The sequence below is a fragment of the Mycobacterium liflandii genome (genome assembly GCF_022354805.1).
GTDB lineage: Bacteria > Actinomycetota > Actinomycetes > Mycobacteriales > Mycobacteriaceae > Mycobacterium > Mycobacterium marinum.
Window position 1 is genome coordinate 2834952 of the sequence record NZ_CP023138.1, and the last position, 16341, is coordinate 2851292.

At 65.6% G+C, this 16341-nt stretch carries 10 protein-coding genes and 4 pseudogenes; 10 read left to right on the forward strand and 4 right to left on the reverse strand.

The features are described 5' to 3' along the window. Positions 1-116 precede the first annotated feature (116 nt). On the forward strand, positions 117-1655 hold the full coding sequence (miaB, locus tag CKW46_RS12770; RefSeq protein WP_223161124.1) for a tRNA (N6-isopentenyl adenosine(37)-C2)-methylthiotransferase MiaB: 1539 nt from the start codon (positions 117-119) through the stop codon (positions 1653-1655). Next, positions 1652-2263, forward strand: coding sequence for an Rv2732c family membrane protein (locus CKW46_RS12775; protein WP_012393766.1), 612 nt, complete (start codon positions 1652-1654; stop codon positions 2261-2263). The genes miaB and CKW46_RS12775 overlap by 4 nt, the downstream gene beginning before the upstream one ends. Here the strand turns inward: CKW46_RS12775 and CKW46_RS12780 are convergent. Beyond that, positions 2260-3612 (reverse strand): DUF349 domain-containing protein, encoded by a 1353-nt coding sequence (locus tag CKW46_RS12780; protein WP_482053221.1) that lies wholly within the window; start codon positions 3610-3612, stop codon positions 2260-2262. The two genes, CKW46_RS12775 and CKW46_RS12780, sit on opposite strands and share 4 nt — an antisense overlap. Positions 3613-3849: 237 nt before the next feature. After that, positions 3850-5655, reverse strand: coding sequence for a serine/threonine-protein kinase (locus CKW46_RS12785; protein WP_117420656.1), 1806 nt, complete (start codon positions 5653-5655; stop codon positions 3850-3852). A gap of 462 nt (positions 5656-6117) precedes the next feature. On the opposite strand from CKW46_RS12785, the pseudogene CKW46_RS12790 reads away from it, so the two are divergent. The 7 genes and pseudogenes from CKW46_RS12790 to CKW46_RS12820 all read left to right on the forward strand — a co-directional run bounded on the left by CKW46_RS12790 (position 6118) and on the right by CKW46_RS12820 (position 13640). Continuing rightward, positions 6118-7018, forward strand: a pseudogene (locus CKW46_RS12790) (DMT family transporter). A gap of 219 nt (positions 7019-7237) precedes the next feature. After that, a complete protein-coding gene (locus tag CKW46_RS12795; protein WP_011741160.1) occupies positions 7238-8215 on the forward strand; it encodes a DMT family transporter in 978 nt (325 codons plus the stop codon). A 46-nt stretch (positions 8216-8261) separates the two neighbouring features. Then, positions 8262-8957: a class III extradiol ring-cleavage dioxygenase family protein gene (locus CKW46_RS12800; RefSeq protein ID WP_012393770.1), complete on the forward strand. Its 696-nt coding sequence runs from the start codon at positions 8262-8264 to the stop codon at positions 8955-8957. Beyond that, positions 8954-9898, forward strand: coding sequence for a tRNA (adenosine(37)-N6)-dimethylallyltransferase MiaA (gene miaA, locus CKW46_RS12805; RefSeq protein ID WP_482053222.1), 945 nt, complete (start codon positions 8954-8956; stop codon positions 9896-9898). Before CKW46_RS12800 ends, miaA begins: the two co-directional genes overlap by 4 nt. Before the next feature lie 4 nt (positions 9899-9902). Continuing rightward, a complete protein-coding gene (dapF, locus tag CKW46_RS12810) occupies positions 9903-10775 on the forward strand; it encodes a diaminopimelate epimerase (protein WP_482053223.1) in 873 nt (290 codons plus the stop codon). A gap of 46 nt (positions 10776-10821) precedes the next feature. Then, the gene (gene hflX, locus CKW46_RS12815) at positions 10822-12336 is read left to right on the forward strand and encodes a GTPase HflX (RefSeq protein WP_015355317.1); all 1515 of its coding nucleotides are present in this window, start codon (positions 10822-10824) and stop codon (positions 12334-12336) included. A gap of 143 nt (positions 12337-12479) precedes the next feature. Further along, the gene (locus CKW46_RS12820) at positions 12480-13640 is read left to right on the forward strand and encodes an acyl-CoA dehydrogenase family protein (protein WP_117435776.1); all 1161 of its coding nucleotides are present in this window, start codon (positions 12480-12482) and stop codon (positions 13638-13640) included. A gap of 28 nt (positions 13641-13668) precedes the next feature. Here CKW46_RS12820 and CKW46_RS12825 read toward each other — a convergent pair. After that, positions 13669-14112 (reverse strand): annotated as a pseudogene (locus CKW46_RS12825) (TerC/Alx family metal homeostasis membrane protein); the annotation flags it as partial. A 143-nt stretch (positions 14113-14255) separates the two neighbouring features. Between CKW46_RS12825 and CKW46_RS12830 the strand changes: the two are divergent. Continuing rightward, positions 14256-15458: pseudogene (locus tag CKW46_RS12830) on the forward strand (ISAs1-like element IS2404/ISMul1 family transposase). A 24-nt stretch (positions 15459-15482) separates the two neighbouring features. Here CKW46_RS12830 and CKW46_RS12835 read toward each other — a convergent pair. Next, positions 15483-16226, reverse strand: a pseudogene (locus CKW46_RS12835) (TerC/Alx family metal homeostasis membrane protein); the annotation flags it as partial. Positions 16227-16341 lie beyond the last annotated feature (115 nt).

The following is a 16341-nucleotide window of genomic DNA, read 5'->3' on the forward strand; positions in this document are numbered from 1 at the left end:
GGGCTCGGCCACCGGCCGACACGCTGTCGGCCAGCCGGCCGCCGTACCATGGCCCCGTGACTTCGACGGTGGCGCACGGCGCCGGGTCTGCCGGCCCGGCCGATGATGCTGAGCCCATGTCGGCGCGCACGTATCAGGTCCGCACCTACGGCTGCCAGATGAATGTCCACGACTCCGAACGAATGGCGGGCCTGCTCGAAGCCGCCGGCTACCGTCGTGCGGCCGAGGGCACCGATGCCGATGTAGTGGTCTTCAACACCTGCGCGGTACGGGAAAACGCCGACAACAAGCTCTACGGCAACCTCAGCCACCTGGCCCCGCGCAAGCGCACCAGTCCGGACATGCAAATCGCCGTCGGTGGTTGCTTGGCCCAGAAAGACCGCGACGCGCTGCTGCGCAAAGCGCCCTGGGTTGACGTGGTTTTCGGTACCCATAACATCGGGTCGTTGCCCGCGCTGCTCGACCGCGCCCGGCACAACCGGGTGGCTCAGGTGGAGATCGCCGAGGCGCTGCAGCAGTTCCCGTCGTCGCTGCCGAGCGCCCGTGAGTCTGCGTACGCCGCTTGGGTATCGATCTCGGTCGGCTGCAACAACACCTGCACCTTCTGCATCGTGCCGTCGCTGCGCGGCAAAGAGATCGATCGCAGCCCGGCAGACATCCTGGCCGAGGTCCAGTCGCTGGTGGATACCGGTGTAGTCGAGATCACCCTGCTGGGGCAGAACGTCAACGCCTACGGCGTCTCCTTCGCTGACCCCGCACTGCCGCGCAACCGGGGCGCTTTCGCCGAGTTGCTGCGGGCTTGCGGAGACATCGACGGGCTGGAGCGGGTCCGGTTTACCTCGCCGCACCCGGCCGAGTTCACCGATGACGTCATCGAGGCCATGGCACAAACACCCAACGTGTGCCCCGCCCTGCACATGCCCCTGCAGTCCGGATCGGATCGGGTGCTGCGCGCGATGCGGCGCTCCTACCGTGCCGAACGCTATCTGGGCATCATCGAGCGGGTTCGGGCCGCCATGCCGCACGCGGCCATCACCACGGATCTGATCGTGGGATTCCCGGGTGAGACCGAACAGGACTTTGCCGCCACCCTTGATGTGGTGCGGCAGGCCCGGTTCTCGGCCGCGTTCACCTTCCAGTACTCCAAGCGCCCCGGGACCCCGGCGGCCGAACTCGACGGGCAGTTGCCCAAAGCTGTTGTGCAGGAACGGTATGAGCGGCTCGTCGAGTTGCAGGAGCAGATCTCGCTGGAGGGCAACCGGGCCATCGTCGGACAGCGCGTCGAGCTGCTGGTGGCCACCGGAGAAGGACGCAAGGACACCCTGACGGCGCGCATGAGCGGCCGGGCGCGCGATGGGCGCCTGGTTCACTTCCGCGCCGGTGACGGGCCGGTTCGCCCCGGCGACATCGTCACCGTGGAGGTCACCGATGCCGCTCCGCACCACCTGATTGCCGACGGGGGCATTCTGGCCCACCGCCGTACCCGTGCCGGTGACGCGCACGCCGACGGACAGACCGTTCGGGGCATCGGCCTGGGCATGCCCGGCATCGGGCGGCCCGTGGTTCCCGTTGCGGCCGAAGCCACCTCATGCGGATCGGCGGGCGGATGCGGGTCGGCGGACGGGGCTGGATCTAGCGCGGGTGACCCGCAATGAACGGAGAGGTTGACGTGGCGGATTTCGACGCCTACCGGTCTGAAATCGAGGCGGCAGAACGCCGGGTGGCGCGTGAGATCGACCCCGGCGCCAGAGCTTTGGTCGTCGCGATCCTCGTGTTCGTGCTGCTGGGGTCGTTCATCCTGCCGCACACCGGAAACGTGCGCGGATGGGATGTGCTGTTCAGCAGCAATGGGGCCACCGACGCCGCGGTGACGCTGCCGTCGCAGGTGTTCGCCTGGTTGACACTGGTATTCGGCGTGGGCTTCTCGATGCTGGCGTTGATGACACGACGCTGGACGCTGGCGTGGGTGGCCCTGGCGGGTTCGGCGTTGGCCAGTGGCACCGGGCTGTTGGCGGTGTGGTCGCGCCAGACCGTGGCCGCGGGTCAACCGGGTCCGGGCGTCGGGCTCATCGTGTCTTGGATCGCGGTGATCCTGTTGACGTTTCACTGGGCACGGGTGGTGTGGCAGCGCACGATAGTGCAGCTTGCTGCGGAAGAGCAGCGTCGTCGCGTGGTCGCCGAACAACAGTCGCAGACCTTGTTGGACAGCTTCAACACACCCGATGAGTCCGACGGGACCGCGGCCGAAAAAGACCAGGACTAGGTTTTGCGGGTCAGCGCGTCGGCCGCGGCTGCCGCCCACTGCCGCCACTGTTCGGCGTTGGCCTTTGCCTGTTCGGCTTCCTTGGTCTTACCCGCCGCGGCTGCCTTGGCGGCTTGCTGTTCGAACTGCTCGACTCGGGCCTGGAACTGCTCGGCGCGCGCCTGAGCCTGTGGATCCGACCAATTGGATTCGCCGGCTTCGCGCACCTTTTTCTCGACCGCGCGCAACCGACGCTCCAATTCGGCGGTGCGCTCGCGGGGCACGCGGCCGATCGCGTCCCACTTGTCGGTGATGGTGCGAAGCGCTGCTCGCGCGGCGTCGCGGTTGGTGGTGTCGAGCTTCTCCGCCTCGACGAGCAGGGCCTCCTTGGCGGTGGCATTGGCGCGGAACTCGGCGTCTCGCTCCGCGGTCGCGGCGTTGCGCGCGGTGAAAAAGGCATCCTGGGCGGCTTTGAAACGACGCCATAACGCGTCGTCGACGTCCTTGCTGGCGCGTCCCGCCGCTTTCCATTCGGCGAGTAGTTTGCGGAATTCAGCGCTGGTGGGGGCCCAGTCCGTGGAGTCGGACAACTCCTCCGCGCGCTCGCAGAGCCGCTCTTTGCTCTGCTTGACCCCAGATCGCTCACGGTCGAGTTCGGCGAAATGGGAGCCCCGTCGACGGTTGAAGGTGTCACGGGCCGCCGAGTAGCGCTTCCACAACGCGTCATCGACCTTGCGGTCCAGGCCGCTGATCGTCTTCCATTCGTCGAGGATCGCGCGCAGCCGGTCGCCGGCGGCCTTCCATTGGGTCGAGTTGGCGGCCAGTTCCTCAGCCTCGGCGGCCAGCGCCTCTTTGCGCGAGGTCTGGGCGGCCCGATGTTCGTCTCGTTTGGTGCGGTCGGCGACGGCCATGCTGTCGGCCTGTTCGCACAGGCTGGCCAGCCTGGTGGCCAGCGCATCGAGGTCCCCGAGCACCGACGCGATCGGCAGTGTCTCGGCCAGCGCTGCGGCGTTGGCGCGGATCTTGTGGGCGTCTCCGGTGCCGGCGGCCAGCCGCTCCTCCATCAGCGTGATCTCGGTGTTCAAGTCGTCGAAACGCCTGCCGAAATGCGCAAATGCGGCCTCGGCGTCCCCGGCCTGCCAGGACCCGACGATGCGCTCGCCGGCGGTGGTGATCAGCCAGACCGTGCCGTCGTCGTCGACACGACCGAACCGGTGGGGATCGCTGGGCGCGGATACCACCACCGGATGGGCAACGGGTCGGGGCGACGGCCTGGGGCCGGGCCTGGGTCCCGGCCGCGGTCCCGGCCGTGGGCCGGGGCCCGAAACCGTCGGGTGCAAATCGTTGCCGCGGGGTTCGTCAGCCGTCATGCGCTCGTCACCTACCCTTTGCACCCTCTGCGCGGTCCGTATCCCGCGCACCTGCCGCGCGAAGCGGCACCCAATATCCGATCTGCAGCTCTGATGGGGCCGACGGCTTCACCAGAGGGCACAGACCGGTTCTAACAGTTCCAACAGTATTGAAGCAGCTTGCCCCGCCATACACCGACACCTTGGTCGGTGTTGGTTAACTGCCCATCTGGACAGTTTCACAAACGAGGCCGGCTATCACGAGTGCTTTTTCCACCAGCTGTAGAGCTCTTCGAGGTTGGGGCCCCGCGGATCGCCCTGGACCACGCTGATCATCAACTGGGCTTCGTTTGTCCACACCACCGAGGGACTGCCCTCCTGGATCGCGCAGAAGATCATGCCGCCGACCTGTGGGCTATCGGGATGGTGCCAGGCGGTCGGTGACTTCTTCTCGCCTGGGCAGTCGACCATGATGTCGGTGCGCAGCAGGCCGTCGAAATACTGGCGCAGCGTCGCCGTTTCCCCGAACAGCGTGTACACGCCCCGGGACGGGCCCCCAGGGTCGACGTTCTTGTCGCAGGTGACCCTGGCCAGCGAGTCCTTGGCCGGCAGAAAGGCCCGGCAGGTGCCCGGTGCGTAACCCAGTGGAAGCGTGCTCAGTAGGCGGGCCAGCGCGTCCGCCGACGCCGGCGAGGGCGCGCTGGGCGAAGCCGTCGACGGGCTGGTGGAAGCGGACTCGGACTTCGGCCGGAAGCTGAGCCAGATGCCCTGGGCGGCGAAGACGATCAGGGCCACCAGGGCGGCGGCGCCGAGCAGCATCCACGGGTTGCGCAGGCGTGCGGCCAAGAAGTGTGGGCCCGGGCCCGACGGTGATGTGTCGCTCGTCTGCTTCGGCGGTTGCGGGGGCGTCGGGGGAACTGGGGGAGTCGGGGGTGTCAGGGGCGCCGGGGGTGCCTGTGGTGGTGGTGCGGCCGTCAGATCGCCCCAAGAACTCGTGCTCGCGTCGAATAACGGGACGTTGGCTTCCGATGTGGGGAATGACGGAATCGACAGGGGCCCGGAGATCCTCAGGTCGGGCTGCGAAGTCGATGCGACCGGGGTGGGTGCCGATGGTGACGCCGTCGACGGGCTCGCAAAGGTGATACCGGCCTCTGCCGCGGCGTCGGTGTGCAGGCCACCGGCCTCCTCACTACGTTTGAGGATGCGAAATTCTTGAGCCTGGTGCGGTGCGCTGAGCGCTTGGTGCGCCGCCGCAGCCAGTTCGCCCGCGCTTGCGAAGCGGTCCTCCGGGCGTTTGGCCATTCCGCGCGCGATCACCGCGTCGAACGTGGCGGGGATACCGGGCCGCAGCTGGCTGGGACGCGGGATGGGCGCCATCAGATGCGCGGTGATCAACATGCCGGCGCTGTCCGCCCGATATGGCGGGGTTCCGGTCAGGCACTCATGGAGCACGCAGGTCAGCGAATAGATGTCGGCACGCTGATTCACTTCGGCGTCGGAAAACCGCTCCGGGGCCATGTACCTCCAGGTCCCCACCGCGCTGCCGATCTGCGTCAGTTTCTCGTCGGTCGCCGCACTGGCGATCCCGAAGTCCACCAGGTAAACGAAGTCATCCTGGGTCACCAGGATGTTTTCCGGTTTCACATCCCGATGCATCACGCCGGCCGCGTGGGCGGCGTCCAATGCGGAGGCGACCTGATGCACCAGCGCCACCGCCCACGGGGGTGTCACCGGACCGAACCGTTCCAGCAGCAGCGCCAGGTGGGTGCCCTCGATGAGGCGCATGTCCAGGTAGAGCTGCCCGTCGATTTCACCGTAATCGTGAATGGGCACCACGTGCGGCTCTTGCAGCCTGCCCGCGTTGCGGGCCTCACGCTGCATCCGCATGCGAAACACGGGATCGTGGCTGAGCGACTCCGACATCAACTTCAGTGCCACCACGCGCTGTCTCACGGTGTCCACGGCCTCGTAGACCTCGCCCATGCCGCCGGTGCCAAGCTGTCGCTTGAGGTAGTAGGGCCCGAAGCGGGTACCTACTCGCGAGCGTCGCGCGGAGGCGCTCATCGCCTACTCCTCAAACCAGCGGGTAATCGCACCGGCAAGCCACACTCACCGGCCGACCTGCCGACCGCATACCCCGGTCTAGCAACCATGACGGTAATTGCTCACCATTGTGGACGCACCAAAACTGCAGCATCCGTCCTATAGCTGCAACCGTTCCGTTAGTTGCGCTGTGTGCTCGCGCGGGAATTTGGGCAGGTCGGATCGGCATAGCCGGCGCCCCGATCGATTTTGTGAATTGCGGTGATCGGGTGTGCGCGCTGCTGGCGTGCGGACCGTCCAGCTGGTGTCGCGGCCGACCGGTCGGCTGCGAAATGCGCGGCCCGATGCCCGGGTGAGGCAACCATTTCTACGGGATCGCGCGATTGAGATGCTTAACCAGTACACACGGGTCATTATTGAACAACTGCCTAACGGAAGGTTTACGCAGACAGCTTGCAGCTGAATGCGGTGGGAGGGCACCAAATGGCCAATGTCGAAGTCTCGGCGTCGCTCGCCCTGGGCGCGGCGCTGCTGGCCGGGGTCGGCTACGTGGTGCTGCAGCGGTCAGCGCAGCAGGTCACCGAGGACGAGGATGGTCACTTCACGCTGCTGCACCTCTCGCTACGCCATGGTCAGTGGTGGCTGGGCAGCGCCGCGGCTCTGTCCAGCTTCACCCTGCAGGCCATCGCGTTGACCATGGGGTCTGTGGTGCTGGTGCAGTCGCTGCAGGCGACCGCGCTGCTTTTCGCCCTGCCGATCGATTCTTGGCTTACTCAGCATCGGATCACCGCTCGAGAGTGGATGTGGGCGATCTTGCTGGCCGGCGCGGTGGCGGTCATCGTGACGGCAGGGGATCCCACGGCTGGCCACGCGCGCGCCCCGCTGTCGACCTGGGCGGTGGTTGCCGCGGTGATGATTCCGGCCTTGGTGGTCTGCGTGGTAGCGGCGCGGGTCACCTCCGGTGCTCTGTCGGCGGTGCTACTAGCGGTCTCTTCGGCCAGCTGTGCTGGCCGTGTTCACGGTGTTTACCAAAGGCGTTGTCGCGCTCATCGGCACCGGCTTCGGGCCGCTAGTGCGCGCCCCCGAGTTCTACGCCTGGATGACGGTGCTGCCGATCGGTCTGATGCTTCAGCAATCATCGCTGCGGGCCGGCTCGTTGACCGCGTCATTGCCGACCATCACCGTGGCCAGGCCGGTGATTGCTTCGCTGTTGGGGGTCACGGTGCTCGACGAGGTGCTACAGACCGGCGACTTGGGCGTGTTTGTGTTGCTGGTTGCCGTTGCCGTGGTGATCGTGGCCACCGTGGCGCTGGCTCGCGACGAAGCCGCCATGATGGCGCCCGCCGACAATCTCAACGCGGCCGGCCAGCTTGCCATGCCGTAGCCGTGTGAACCGAAACACATCTGGCACACAGGTTCTGCATAGCTTCCTAAAGAGTTGCCGCTGTTAGGTGGGTGCACGGTGGGTATTTGGGGTCGGTTCGAATCCAGCTAGTTGCCAGCCCGGCGGGGTAAGCCTGGTTGAGAACACCACCAAAACGGGTAGTGGATACCGGATGTACGAACGGTTTCCCGAGGGCGAGTTTTGGCGAGGAGGTTGGCCATGACGACGACGGAGATCGCGGCTGTTCTCGCGCTGGGTGCCGCGTTCGCATCCGCGCTGGGCAACGTGACGCGTCAGCGTTCCGCTCAGGAGATCACCGACGAACAGGTGGGCCACCTGGAGCTGTTCTGGCTGTCATTGCGCGACTCGCGCTGGTGGCTGGGAGCCCTCGGCGCGATCGCGAACTATCTGCTGCAGGCCGCCGCCCTGACGCTGGGATCGGTGGTGCTGGTGTCGGCGCTGCAGGTGACGGCGCTGTTGTTCGCGCTGCCGATATACGCCCGTGTTACTCGGCGCCGGGTGACACGCTGGGAGTGGACCTGGGCTGTGCTGTTGGCCGTTTCGCTGGCGGTGGTGGTCATCGTTGGCGACCCGGATGTCGGCGTGTCGCGTGGTTCACTGGCGACCTGGATGGTGGTGGCCTCGGTGCTGGGCCCGGTAATGGTGTTCTGTGTGCTTGGTGCACGGATCTGGTCAGGATCGGTGGCCGCGGTGCTGCTGGCGGTGGTCTCGGGGTGTTCGTTGGCGCTGTTCGCCGTGCTCACCAAGGCGGTCGTCGAAGTGGTCGGCGGGGGAGCCGGCGCACTGTTTCGCGCGCCGGAGTTCTATGTCTGGATCGCCGCCGCGCTGGGCGGAATGATCTTCCAGCAGTCCTCGTTTCGCGCGGGCACGTTGACCGCCTCGTTGCCGACGGTGGTGGTGGCCAAACCATTGATGGGCGCGGTGCTGGGCATGGTCGTCCTGGGCGAAACACTCGATACCACCGGCCCCGGGCTTGTCGTGGTGGCCTTTGGCGTGGTCCTGGTGCTCGTCGCGACGATAGCGCTGGCCCGCGGAGAGGCCGAGAAGGTGGCCGAAGAGGCGGTCGAGAGTGGCCATATTCCGGCAACGATGCCCCACCGGGCGGTCACCATGCACTTCGGGCCCGCCGACGACGACGTGCAGACCGACCGGTTGCGCAGGGCGCCGGCGGGTTAGCCCCAACCGGTCGAACCGGCGCGCGCCGAGACACTAGTTTGGTGACGTGCTGAGCGCCATCGCGATCATCCCGTCCGCGCCTGTGCTTGTCCCCGAACTGACCGGACTGGCCGGCGCCGAAGTGGCCGACCTGAGGTCGGCGGTGGTCGCAGCGGCGAGCTCGTTGCCGAACCACTGGGTTGGCATCGGGGTCGGCCCCGAAGATCAGGTAGCCGGCCCCGACGCGGTCGGGACTTTTGCGGGCTTCGGGGTAGACGTGCAGGTCCGCCTTGCCCCAGCGCTTGGCGAGCAACCGGGTCCGCCGTCCGACCTTCCGCTCTGCGCATTGCTGGCGGGTTGGGTTCGCGGTCAGGTACGGCCCGCCGCCACCGCGAAAATCCAGGTCTACGCCCACGGCCGGGAATCCGAAGACGCACTGGTGCAGGGCAAGCTACTGCGCGCCGAGATCGACCGGACGGCCGATCCGGTCGGTGTGCTCGTCGTTGCCGACGGCGTCAATACGTTGACCCCAAGCGCGCCGGGCGGCTATGACCCCACCGGCGCCCCGGCCCAACTGCTCCTTGACGACGCGCTGGCCGGCGGTGACGTCGCCGCCCTGGCGCGGTTGCCCGAACGAGTGCTCGGGCGCCCCGCGTTCCAGGTGCTGGCCGGCCTTTGCGGTGCCGGGCCCCGATCGGCCACGGAGCTCTATCGCGGGGCACCCTTCGGTGTGGGGTGCTTCGTCGGTGTCTGGCAGCCATGAGACCACTGGCGATCATCGGCCCGACGGGCAGCGGAAAGTCGCAACTGGCGCTCGACGTGGCCGAGCGGCTGGCCGGCGAGGTACCCGCGGAGATCGTGAACGCCGACGCGATGCAGCTCTATCGCGGCATGGACATCGGCACCGCGAAGCTGTCGGTCGCAGCGCGCCGTGGCATCCCGCATCATCAACTCGACGTCCTCAACGTCGCCGAAACGGCGACCGTCGCCCGCTACCAGCAGGCGGCGGCGGCCGACATCGAGGCGATCATCGCTCGCGGGCATGTGCCGATCGTGGTGGGCGGTTCCATGCTCTACGTCCAGTCGCTGCTCGACAACTGGTCGTTTCCGGCAACCGATCCGGCGGTGCGGGCCAGATGGGAAGAATGTCTGGCCGAACTCGGGGTCGGCGAGCTGCACGCCGAACTGGCTCGGCGCGACCCGGCCGCCGCCGCCACGATCCTGCCCACCGACGGTCGCCGCATCGTGCGCGCGCTCGAGGTCATCGAGCTCACCGGGCAGCCGTTCGCCGCATCCGCGCCGCGCATCGGCGCCGCCCAATGGGGCACCGCGATTATCGGGTTGGATTGCGACACAACAATTCTGGATGATCGGCTGGCGGTGCGCACCGATTCGATGTTCGAGCGGGGCCTGGTCGAGGAAGTGCGCGTGTTGCTGCGCGCGGGTCTGCGCGAAGGGGTGACCGCCGCGCGTGCGCTGGGTTATGCCCAGGTGCTCGCGGCTCTCGACGCCGGCGGCGGCGCGGAGCTACTCGACGACGCACGTGAGCAGACCTATTTCGGTACCCGCCGTTACGTCCGACGGCAGCGGTCGTGGTTTCGCCGGGACCACCGAGTGCACTGGTGCGACGCCGGCGCAACCGGTCCCTCCGATCGCGTCGCCATGGTCGATGAGGCGCTGCGGGTGTGGCGGCACGTAACCTGATCTGGTGATCTTCGCCAAGGGCCACGGCACCCAGAACGATTTTGTGCTGTTGCCTGACGTGGCGGCCCGGCTGTCGCTGACCGCCGCGCAGGTTGCGGCGCTCTGCGATCGCCGCCGGGGTTTGGGCGCTGACGGCATCCTGCGGGTCACCACCGCGGATGCGGCCGCGGCGGCCGGTGTTCTGCACCGTCTGCCCGACGGTGTCAGTCCGGGCGACTGGTACATGGACTACCGCAACGCCGACGGGTCGACCGCTCAGATGTGTGGCAACGGCGTGCGAGTGTTCGCCCATTACCTGCGAGCCAGCGGGTTGGAGACGCGCGATGAGTTCGTGGTCGGGTCACTGGCCGGCCCGCGGCCGGTTACCGCGCACCACGCCGATCAGACCCACGCCGACGTCACCGTCGACATGGGCAAGGCCAACAAGCTGGGGCCGGGGGAGGCCGTCGTTGGCGGCAGGCGGTTATCCGGCGTGGCCGTTGACGTCGGTAATCCGCACCTGGCATGCCTTGATCCGGGGCTGACACCGGAGCAGCTGGCAGCGTTGGATGTGGGGGCCCCGGTGAGCTTCGATCACGCGCAATTTCCCGAGGGCGTCAACGTCGAGGTTCTCACCGCGCCGGCCGCCGGCGTGGTGTGCATGCGTGTTCATGAACGCGGCGTTGGTGAAACCCGCTCCTGCGGCACCGGCACCGTCGCCGCCGCCGTCGCCGCGCTGGCGAGCGCAGGACAGGAGACCGGCACGCTGACCGTCCGCATTCCCGGCGGGGATGTCACGGTCAACATCACCGATGCGACTAGCCTGCTGCGCGGGCCGTCGGTGCTGGTCGCCAGCGGTGAGATCAGCGAGGAATGGTGGCGCGATCAACGGCGTTAATTCAGGTGCGCGACACCCATCCACCGTGCACTATTGCTAATTGCCTATGACATATTCCGAATTTCCCGATTCCGTTCGGCGGGCTTCTCAGCCCGCCGCCGAGCCCAGCATCGGCGAGCTCGCCCTCGAAGACCGGTCCGCGCTGCGCCGCGTCGCCGGGCTGTCGACCGAGCTCGCCGACGTCTCCGAGGTCGAGTACCGACAGCTGCGACTGGAGCGTGTGGTGTTGGTCGGCGTGTGGACCGAAGGTACCGCGGCCGACAACCAGGCGAGCCTTGCGGAGCTGGCCGCACTGGCCGAAACCGCCGGTTCCCAGGTGCTCGAAGGGCTTATCCAACGTCGTGACCGGCCCGACCCGTCCACCTACATCGGCTCGGGCAAGGCCGCCGAACTACGCGAAGTGGTGGTGGCGACCGGGGCCGACACCGTCATCTGTGATGGCGAATTGTCACCGGCCCAGCTGACCGCCCTGGAGAAGGCGGTCAAGGTCAAAGTCATCGACCGCACCGCGCTGATTTTGGACATCTTTGCCCAGCACGCGACCAGCCGAGAGGGCAAAGCCCAGGTTGCGCTGGCTCAGATGGAGTACATGCTGCCGAGGCTGCGCGGCTGGGGTGAGTCGATGTCGCGGCAGGCCGGTGGCCGAGCCGGTGGCAGCGGCGGCGGGGTCGGCTTGCGCGGCCCGGGTGAGACCAAGATCGAGACCGACCGTCGTCGCATCCGGGAGCGGATGGCCAAGCTACGGCGCGAGATCAAGGCGATGAAGCAGGCCCGCGACACTCAGCGCAGCCGGCGGCTGCATAGCGACGTGCCCTCGATTGCGATCGTCGGCTACACCAACGCCGGCAAGTCCAGCCTGCTCAACGCGCTCACCGGCGCCGGGGTCCTGGTGCAGGACGCGTTGTTCGCGACACTGGATCCAACCACCCGGCGCGCGGAGTTTGACCCCGATTCCAATGGTGCGCGGCCCTTTCTGTTCACCGACACCGTCGGTTTCGTGCGCCATCTGCCCACCCAGCTGGTCGAGGCGTTTCGGTCCACGCTGGAGGAGGTCATCGACGCGGATCTGCTGTTACACGTCGTCGACGGCTCCGACCCGAACCCGTTGGCCCAGATCAACGCGGTGCGCCAGGTGATCTCCGAGGTCATCGCCGACGAGGCCACAGGCGGCGGTGAGGCCAGTGATGGGAGGGCCGGCAGTGCCGGCGCCGAGGCGCCGCAGGAGCTGCTGGTCGTCAACAAGGTGGATGCCGTCGGTGACCTGGCATTGGCCGAGCTGCGTCACGCTCTGCCCGGCGCGCTATTCGTCTCCGCACACACCGGCGACGGTATCGATGTGCTCTGGCGCAAGCTGGCAGAGCTCGCCGCTCCCACCGATACCGCCGTGGATGTGGTGATCCCATATGACCGCGGTGACCTGGTGGCGCGCATGCACGCCGATGGGCGGGTGCAGCAGGCGGAGCATCAGCCGGAGGGCACCCGGATCAGGGCCCGGGTGCCTGGTGCACTGGCGGCCACTTTGCGGGAATTCGCTGCATCGCCTGCCGGGCCGGGGGAGTAGCGGCCGCCCGGGTTATCGCCGCAAATTTCGCGTTGGCCTGCCACTCGTTGCAACCGGATGCCCAATAACGGCCCCAACAGGCCTACCAGCCGTAGGGTTGGTATACGGTGTGCAGCAAGATTATCTTCGGCGGAGGTCTATTCATGGGCAGTGCCATCAAGTACCAGCGCACTCTATTCGAACCTGAGCACGATCTATTCCGCGAGTCTTACCGCGGCTTTCTGGAGCGCCATGTAGCGCCATATCACGACGAATGGGAAAAGGCCAAGATCGTCGATCGAGGCGTGTGGCTTGAAGCCGGCAAACAAGGTTTCCTCGGCATGGCGGTACCCGCAGAGTACGGCGGCGGGGGCAACCCCGACTTCCGGTACAACACGATCATCACCGAGGAGACCAGCGCCGGGCGCTATAGCGGCATCGGTTTCGGGTTGCACAACGACATCGTGGCCCCCTACCTGCTGGCGTTGGCAACCGAAGAGCAAAAGCAGCGTTGGCTGCCGAAGTTCTGTACCGGGGAGTTCATTACGGCGATCGCGATGACTGAGCCGGGAACCGGCAGTGACCTGCAGGGCATCAAGACCCGCGCCGTCAAGCAGGGTGATCATTACCTGCTGAACGGTTCAAAAACCTTCATCACCAACGGGATCAACGCGGACTTGGTCATCGTGGTAGCTCAGACCGATCCCGAGAAAGGCGCCCAGGGCTTTTCGCTGCTGGTGGTCGAACGCGGGATGGAGGGCTTCGAACGGGGCCGTCATCTCGACAAGATCGGCCTGGATGCCCAGGACACCGCGGAACTGTCCTTCTCCGACGTGCAGGTGCCGGTCGAAAACTTGCTTGGCCAAGAGGGAATGGGCTTCATCTACCTGATGCAGAACCTGCCCCAGGAGCGCATCTCCATCGCCATCATGGCCGCCGCCGGGATGGAATCGGTGCTAGACCAGACGCTGCAATACACCAAGGAACGTAAGGCATTTGGCAGGTCCATCGGCAATTTTCAGAACAGTCGCTTTGTCCTGGCTGAGCTGGCCACCGAGGCCACCATGGTCCGCATCATGGTCGACGAGTTCATCGAGTTGCACCTTGACGGCAAGTTGACGGCCGAGCAGGCCGCCATGGCCAAGTGGTACTCCACCGAGAAGCAGGTGTCCTTGAACGACCGGTGCCTGCAGCTCCACGGGGGCTACGGGTACATGCGCGAATATCCAGTTGCCCGAGCCTATCTGGATTCACGGGTGCAGACGATTTACGGTGGCACAACCGAAATCATGAAAGAGATCATCGGCCGCAGCCTGGGTATCTAGCCGCACCGCGGTGTGGCTCTGACGGGTCTCACTCGCGCGCTTCGCGCGCGTTGTGGGCCTGTTGCAGCAGCGTTGTCAGCTCCGTGTCCTGCTGCACCTGGGCGCGGTGTTTCAATGGGAGTGAGCTGATTTCGTCTTCGGCCTGTAGCAGCGCTGCGAAGATCCCTTCTCGTTCGACCGGATCCGCCGGGTGATGCAGATCGAGATACTCCAGGGCGTGTCGACGGGCTCGGGCAGCGGCGTTTTCCCTGCGTCCGCGTACCGAAACCAATGACGCCACCGTTGTGAGAAGTAGGACGACGACAATCACGGTCAACGACATCGCGGTGCTCATCTCCACGGTCGTGACCGGCCTGCCCCGGTTAATGAATGCAATGGTGTTGTGATGCAACGCTTCTAGCATCAGCTTGATGCCGATGAAGCCCAGAATCGTCGCTAGGCCGTAGGGCAGATAGATCAGCCGGTACAGCAGCAGGGCTCCGGCGTTGTTGATTAGCAGGCTTGTGAGCTGGGTTGATGATCTTTGGTGCCGCGCTATTGGGGCCGGAGTGTAGGCACGGGCTATCTGGAGAACGATCGAGTTGGTTACTGTTCGTCGTTGGTCTGGAGTTGCCCGTGCCTACCGTTTCAGTATTGCCTGTGTCGTCGGTTCCAGAGGTGTTCGACCGCTGGAGTCCTGGTGAGCGTAGCGAGGTCATCGGATCGGAGTTTCTCGGTGTGTTGGTCTCGGTGCTAGACCCGAGGGACCCACGCGGTCGGAGGTATTCGCTGATGGCTTTGTTGGCGATCGCGGTTCTGGCCACTGCCGCGGGGATGTGCGGCTATGCTGGTTTTGCTACATGGGCGGCCACCGCTCCCGATGATGTGTTGGCCTAATTAGGGGTCCGGTTCCGGCGGCCCAGTGAGAAGACCTTCCGCGCTGTTTTGTCTCGGCTAGACCCCGCCGACCTCAACGCCAGGATGGGCAGTTACTTCACTGCACACGTGGCCAGCAGCGACCCCAGTGGATTGGTGCCGATCGCGTTGGACGGCAAGATGCTGCGTGGTGCTTTACGCGCCAAAGCGACAGCCACGCATTTCGTGTCGGTGTTCGCCCACCGTGCCCGATTGGTGCTCGGTCAACTCGCTGTCGCCGAGAAAAGCAATGAAATTCCCTGCGTACGTGCCCTGCTCACGCTGCTGCCGGGTAGCTTGCGGTGGCTGGTCACCGTGGATGCGATGCATACCCAGGTCGTCACCGCGAAGTTGATCTGCGCCACCTTGAAGTCGCACTACCTGATGATCGTCAAGTCCAACCAAGCCAAAATACTTGCGCGTATCACCGCGCTGCCCTGGGCCGAGGTGCCCGCAGCCGCTACCGACGACTCCCGCGGCCACGGCCGTGTCGAGACCCGCACCCTGCAAATCATCACCGCTGCACGAGGAATCGGCTTCCCCTACGCAAAACAAATCATCCGGATCACTCGTGAACGCTTGATCACCGCCACCGACCAGCGCAGCGTGGAGGTGGTCTATGCCATCTGCAGCCTGCCGTTCGAGCACGCCCGCCCTACCGCGATCATGACCTGGATGCGTCAACACTGGGGAATCGAGAACAGCCTGCACTGGATACGCGACGTCACCTTCGACGAAGACCATCAAAGGGCACATACCGGAAACGGCGCACAGGTCCTAGCAACGCTACGCAACACCGCGATCAATCTGCACCGCCTCAACGGCGCCGACAACATCGCCGAAGCCTGCCGGATCACCGCTTTGACCGCCAACCGCCGCCTAGACCTCCTCAATCCACAATTCCCCAGCTCACAAGCCTGCTAATCAACAACGCCGGAGCCCTGGGTACAGCAGATTGTCGATCAGAAAGTACAACTGTCGCAGACCCAACAATGAGAACGCGGTCGCAGCGAACACCAGATAGACGTTCTGGGTCAGGCCAAACAGCGCCGGCACCGAGTCGAACGCGAACAGCACGTCGCTGCCGCCAACCGCGAGCATTACCAGAAGCAGCGGAGTCATGACCCGACTTTCGTTCTCCACGATAAAAAATCGGTCGCCGTTGTAGTTCTGGGAGGTACGCAGGAACCGATTGGCCAGGCGGATGGCGAGATTGTCGGCGTCGCGGCTTTCCGCTGCGGCGGGTTTGGCGAGGTTACCCGCCATGATCAGCAGCGTCAGACCGAACACATAGAAGGCCGCGTTGAAGTGTTCGATGAGTGCGCCACCGAGCAGGATGAAACCGGTGCGTGCGATGAGTGCGAATGCAACACCGAACAGCAAGACCTTCTGCTGAGCGACCCGTGGGACCCCGAAGCTGCTGATCACCACCAGGAAGACGAATAGGTTGTCGACAGAAAGGGCTTCGTTGCTCAAGTAGCCCGCGAAGTATTCGATCCCCATGCCGATGCTGCCGAAGATCACCACGCCGACACCGAACAGGATCGCAACCCCGATGTAGATCGCTGACCATAACGCGGCTTCACGCAGCGTCGGCACGTGGGTATGACGTACGTGAAATACGTAGTCGAACAGCATCAGAGCCGCGACCATCACGATCGTGAGGGCCCAGACAATAGTGGGAACACCCATTTCCAGCTGGGTTTCCTCTCGCGGTGTAAGTCGAGTTAGGCTCGTGCGCACGGTAACCTAATCGCCGTGCGGGTAGCAGTTCGGTTCATCGCGAAAGGAGCTCGGCCCCGCATCG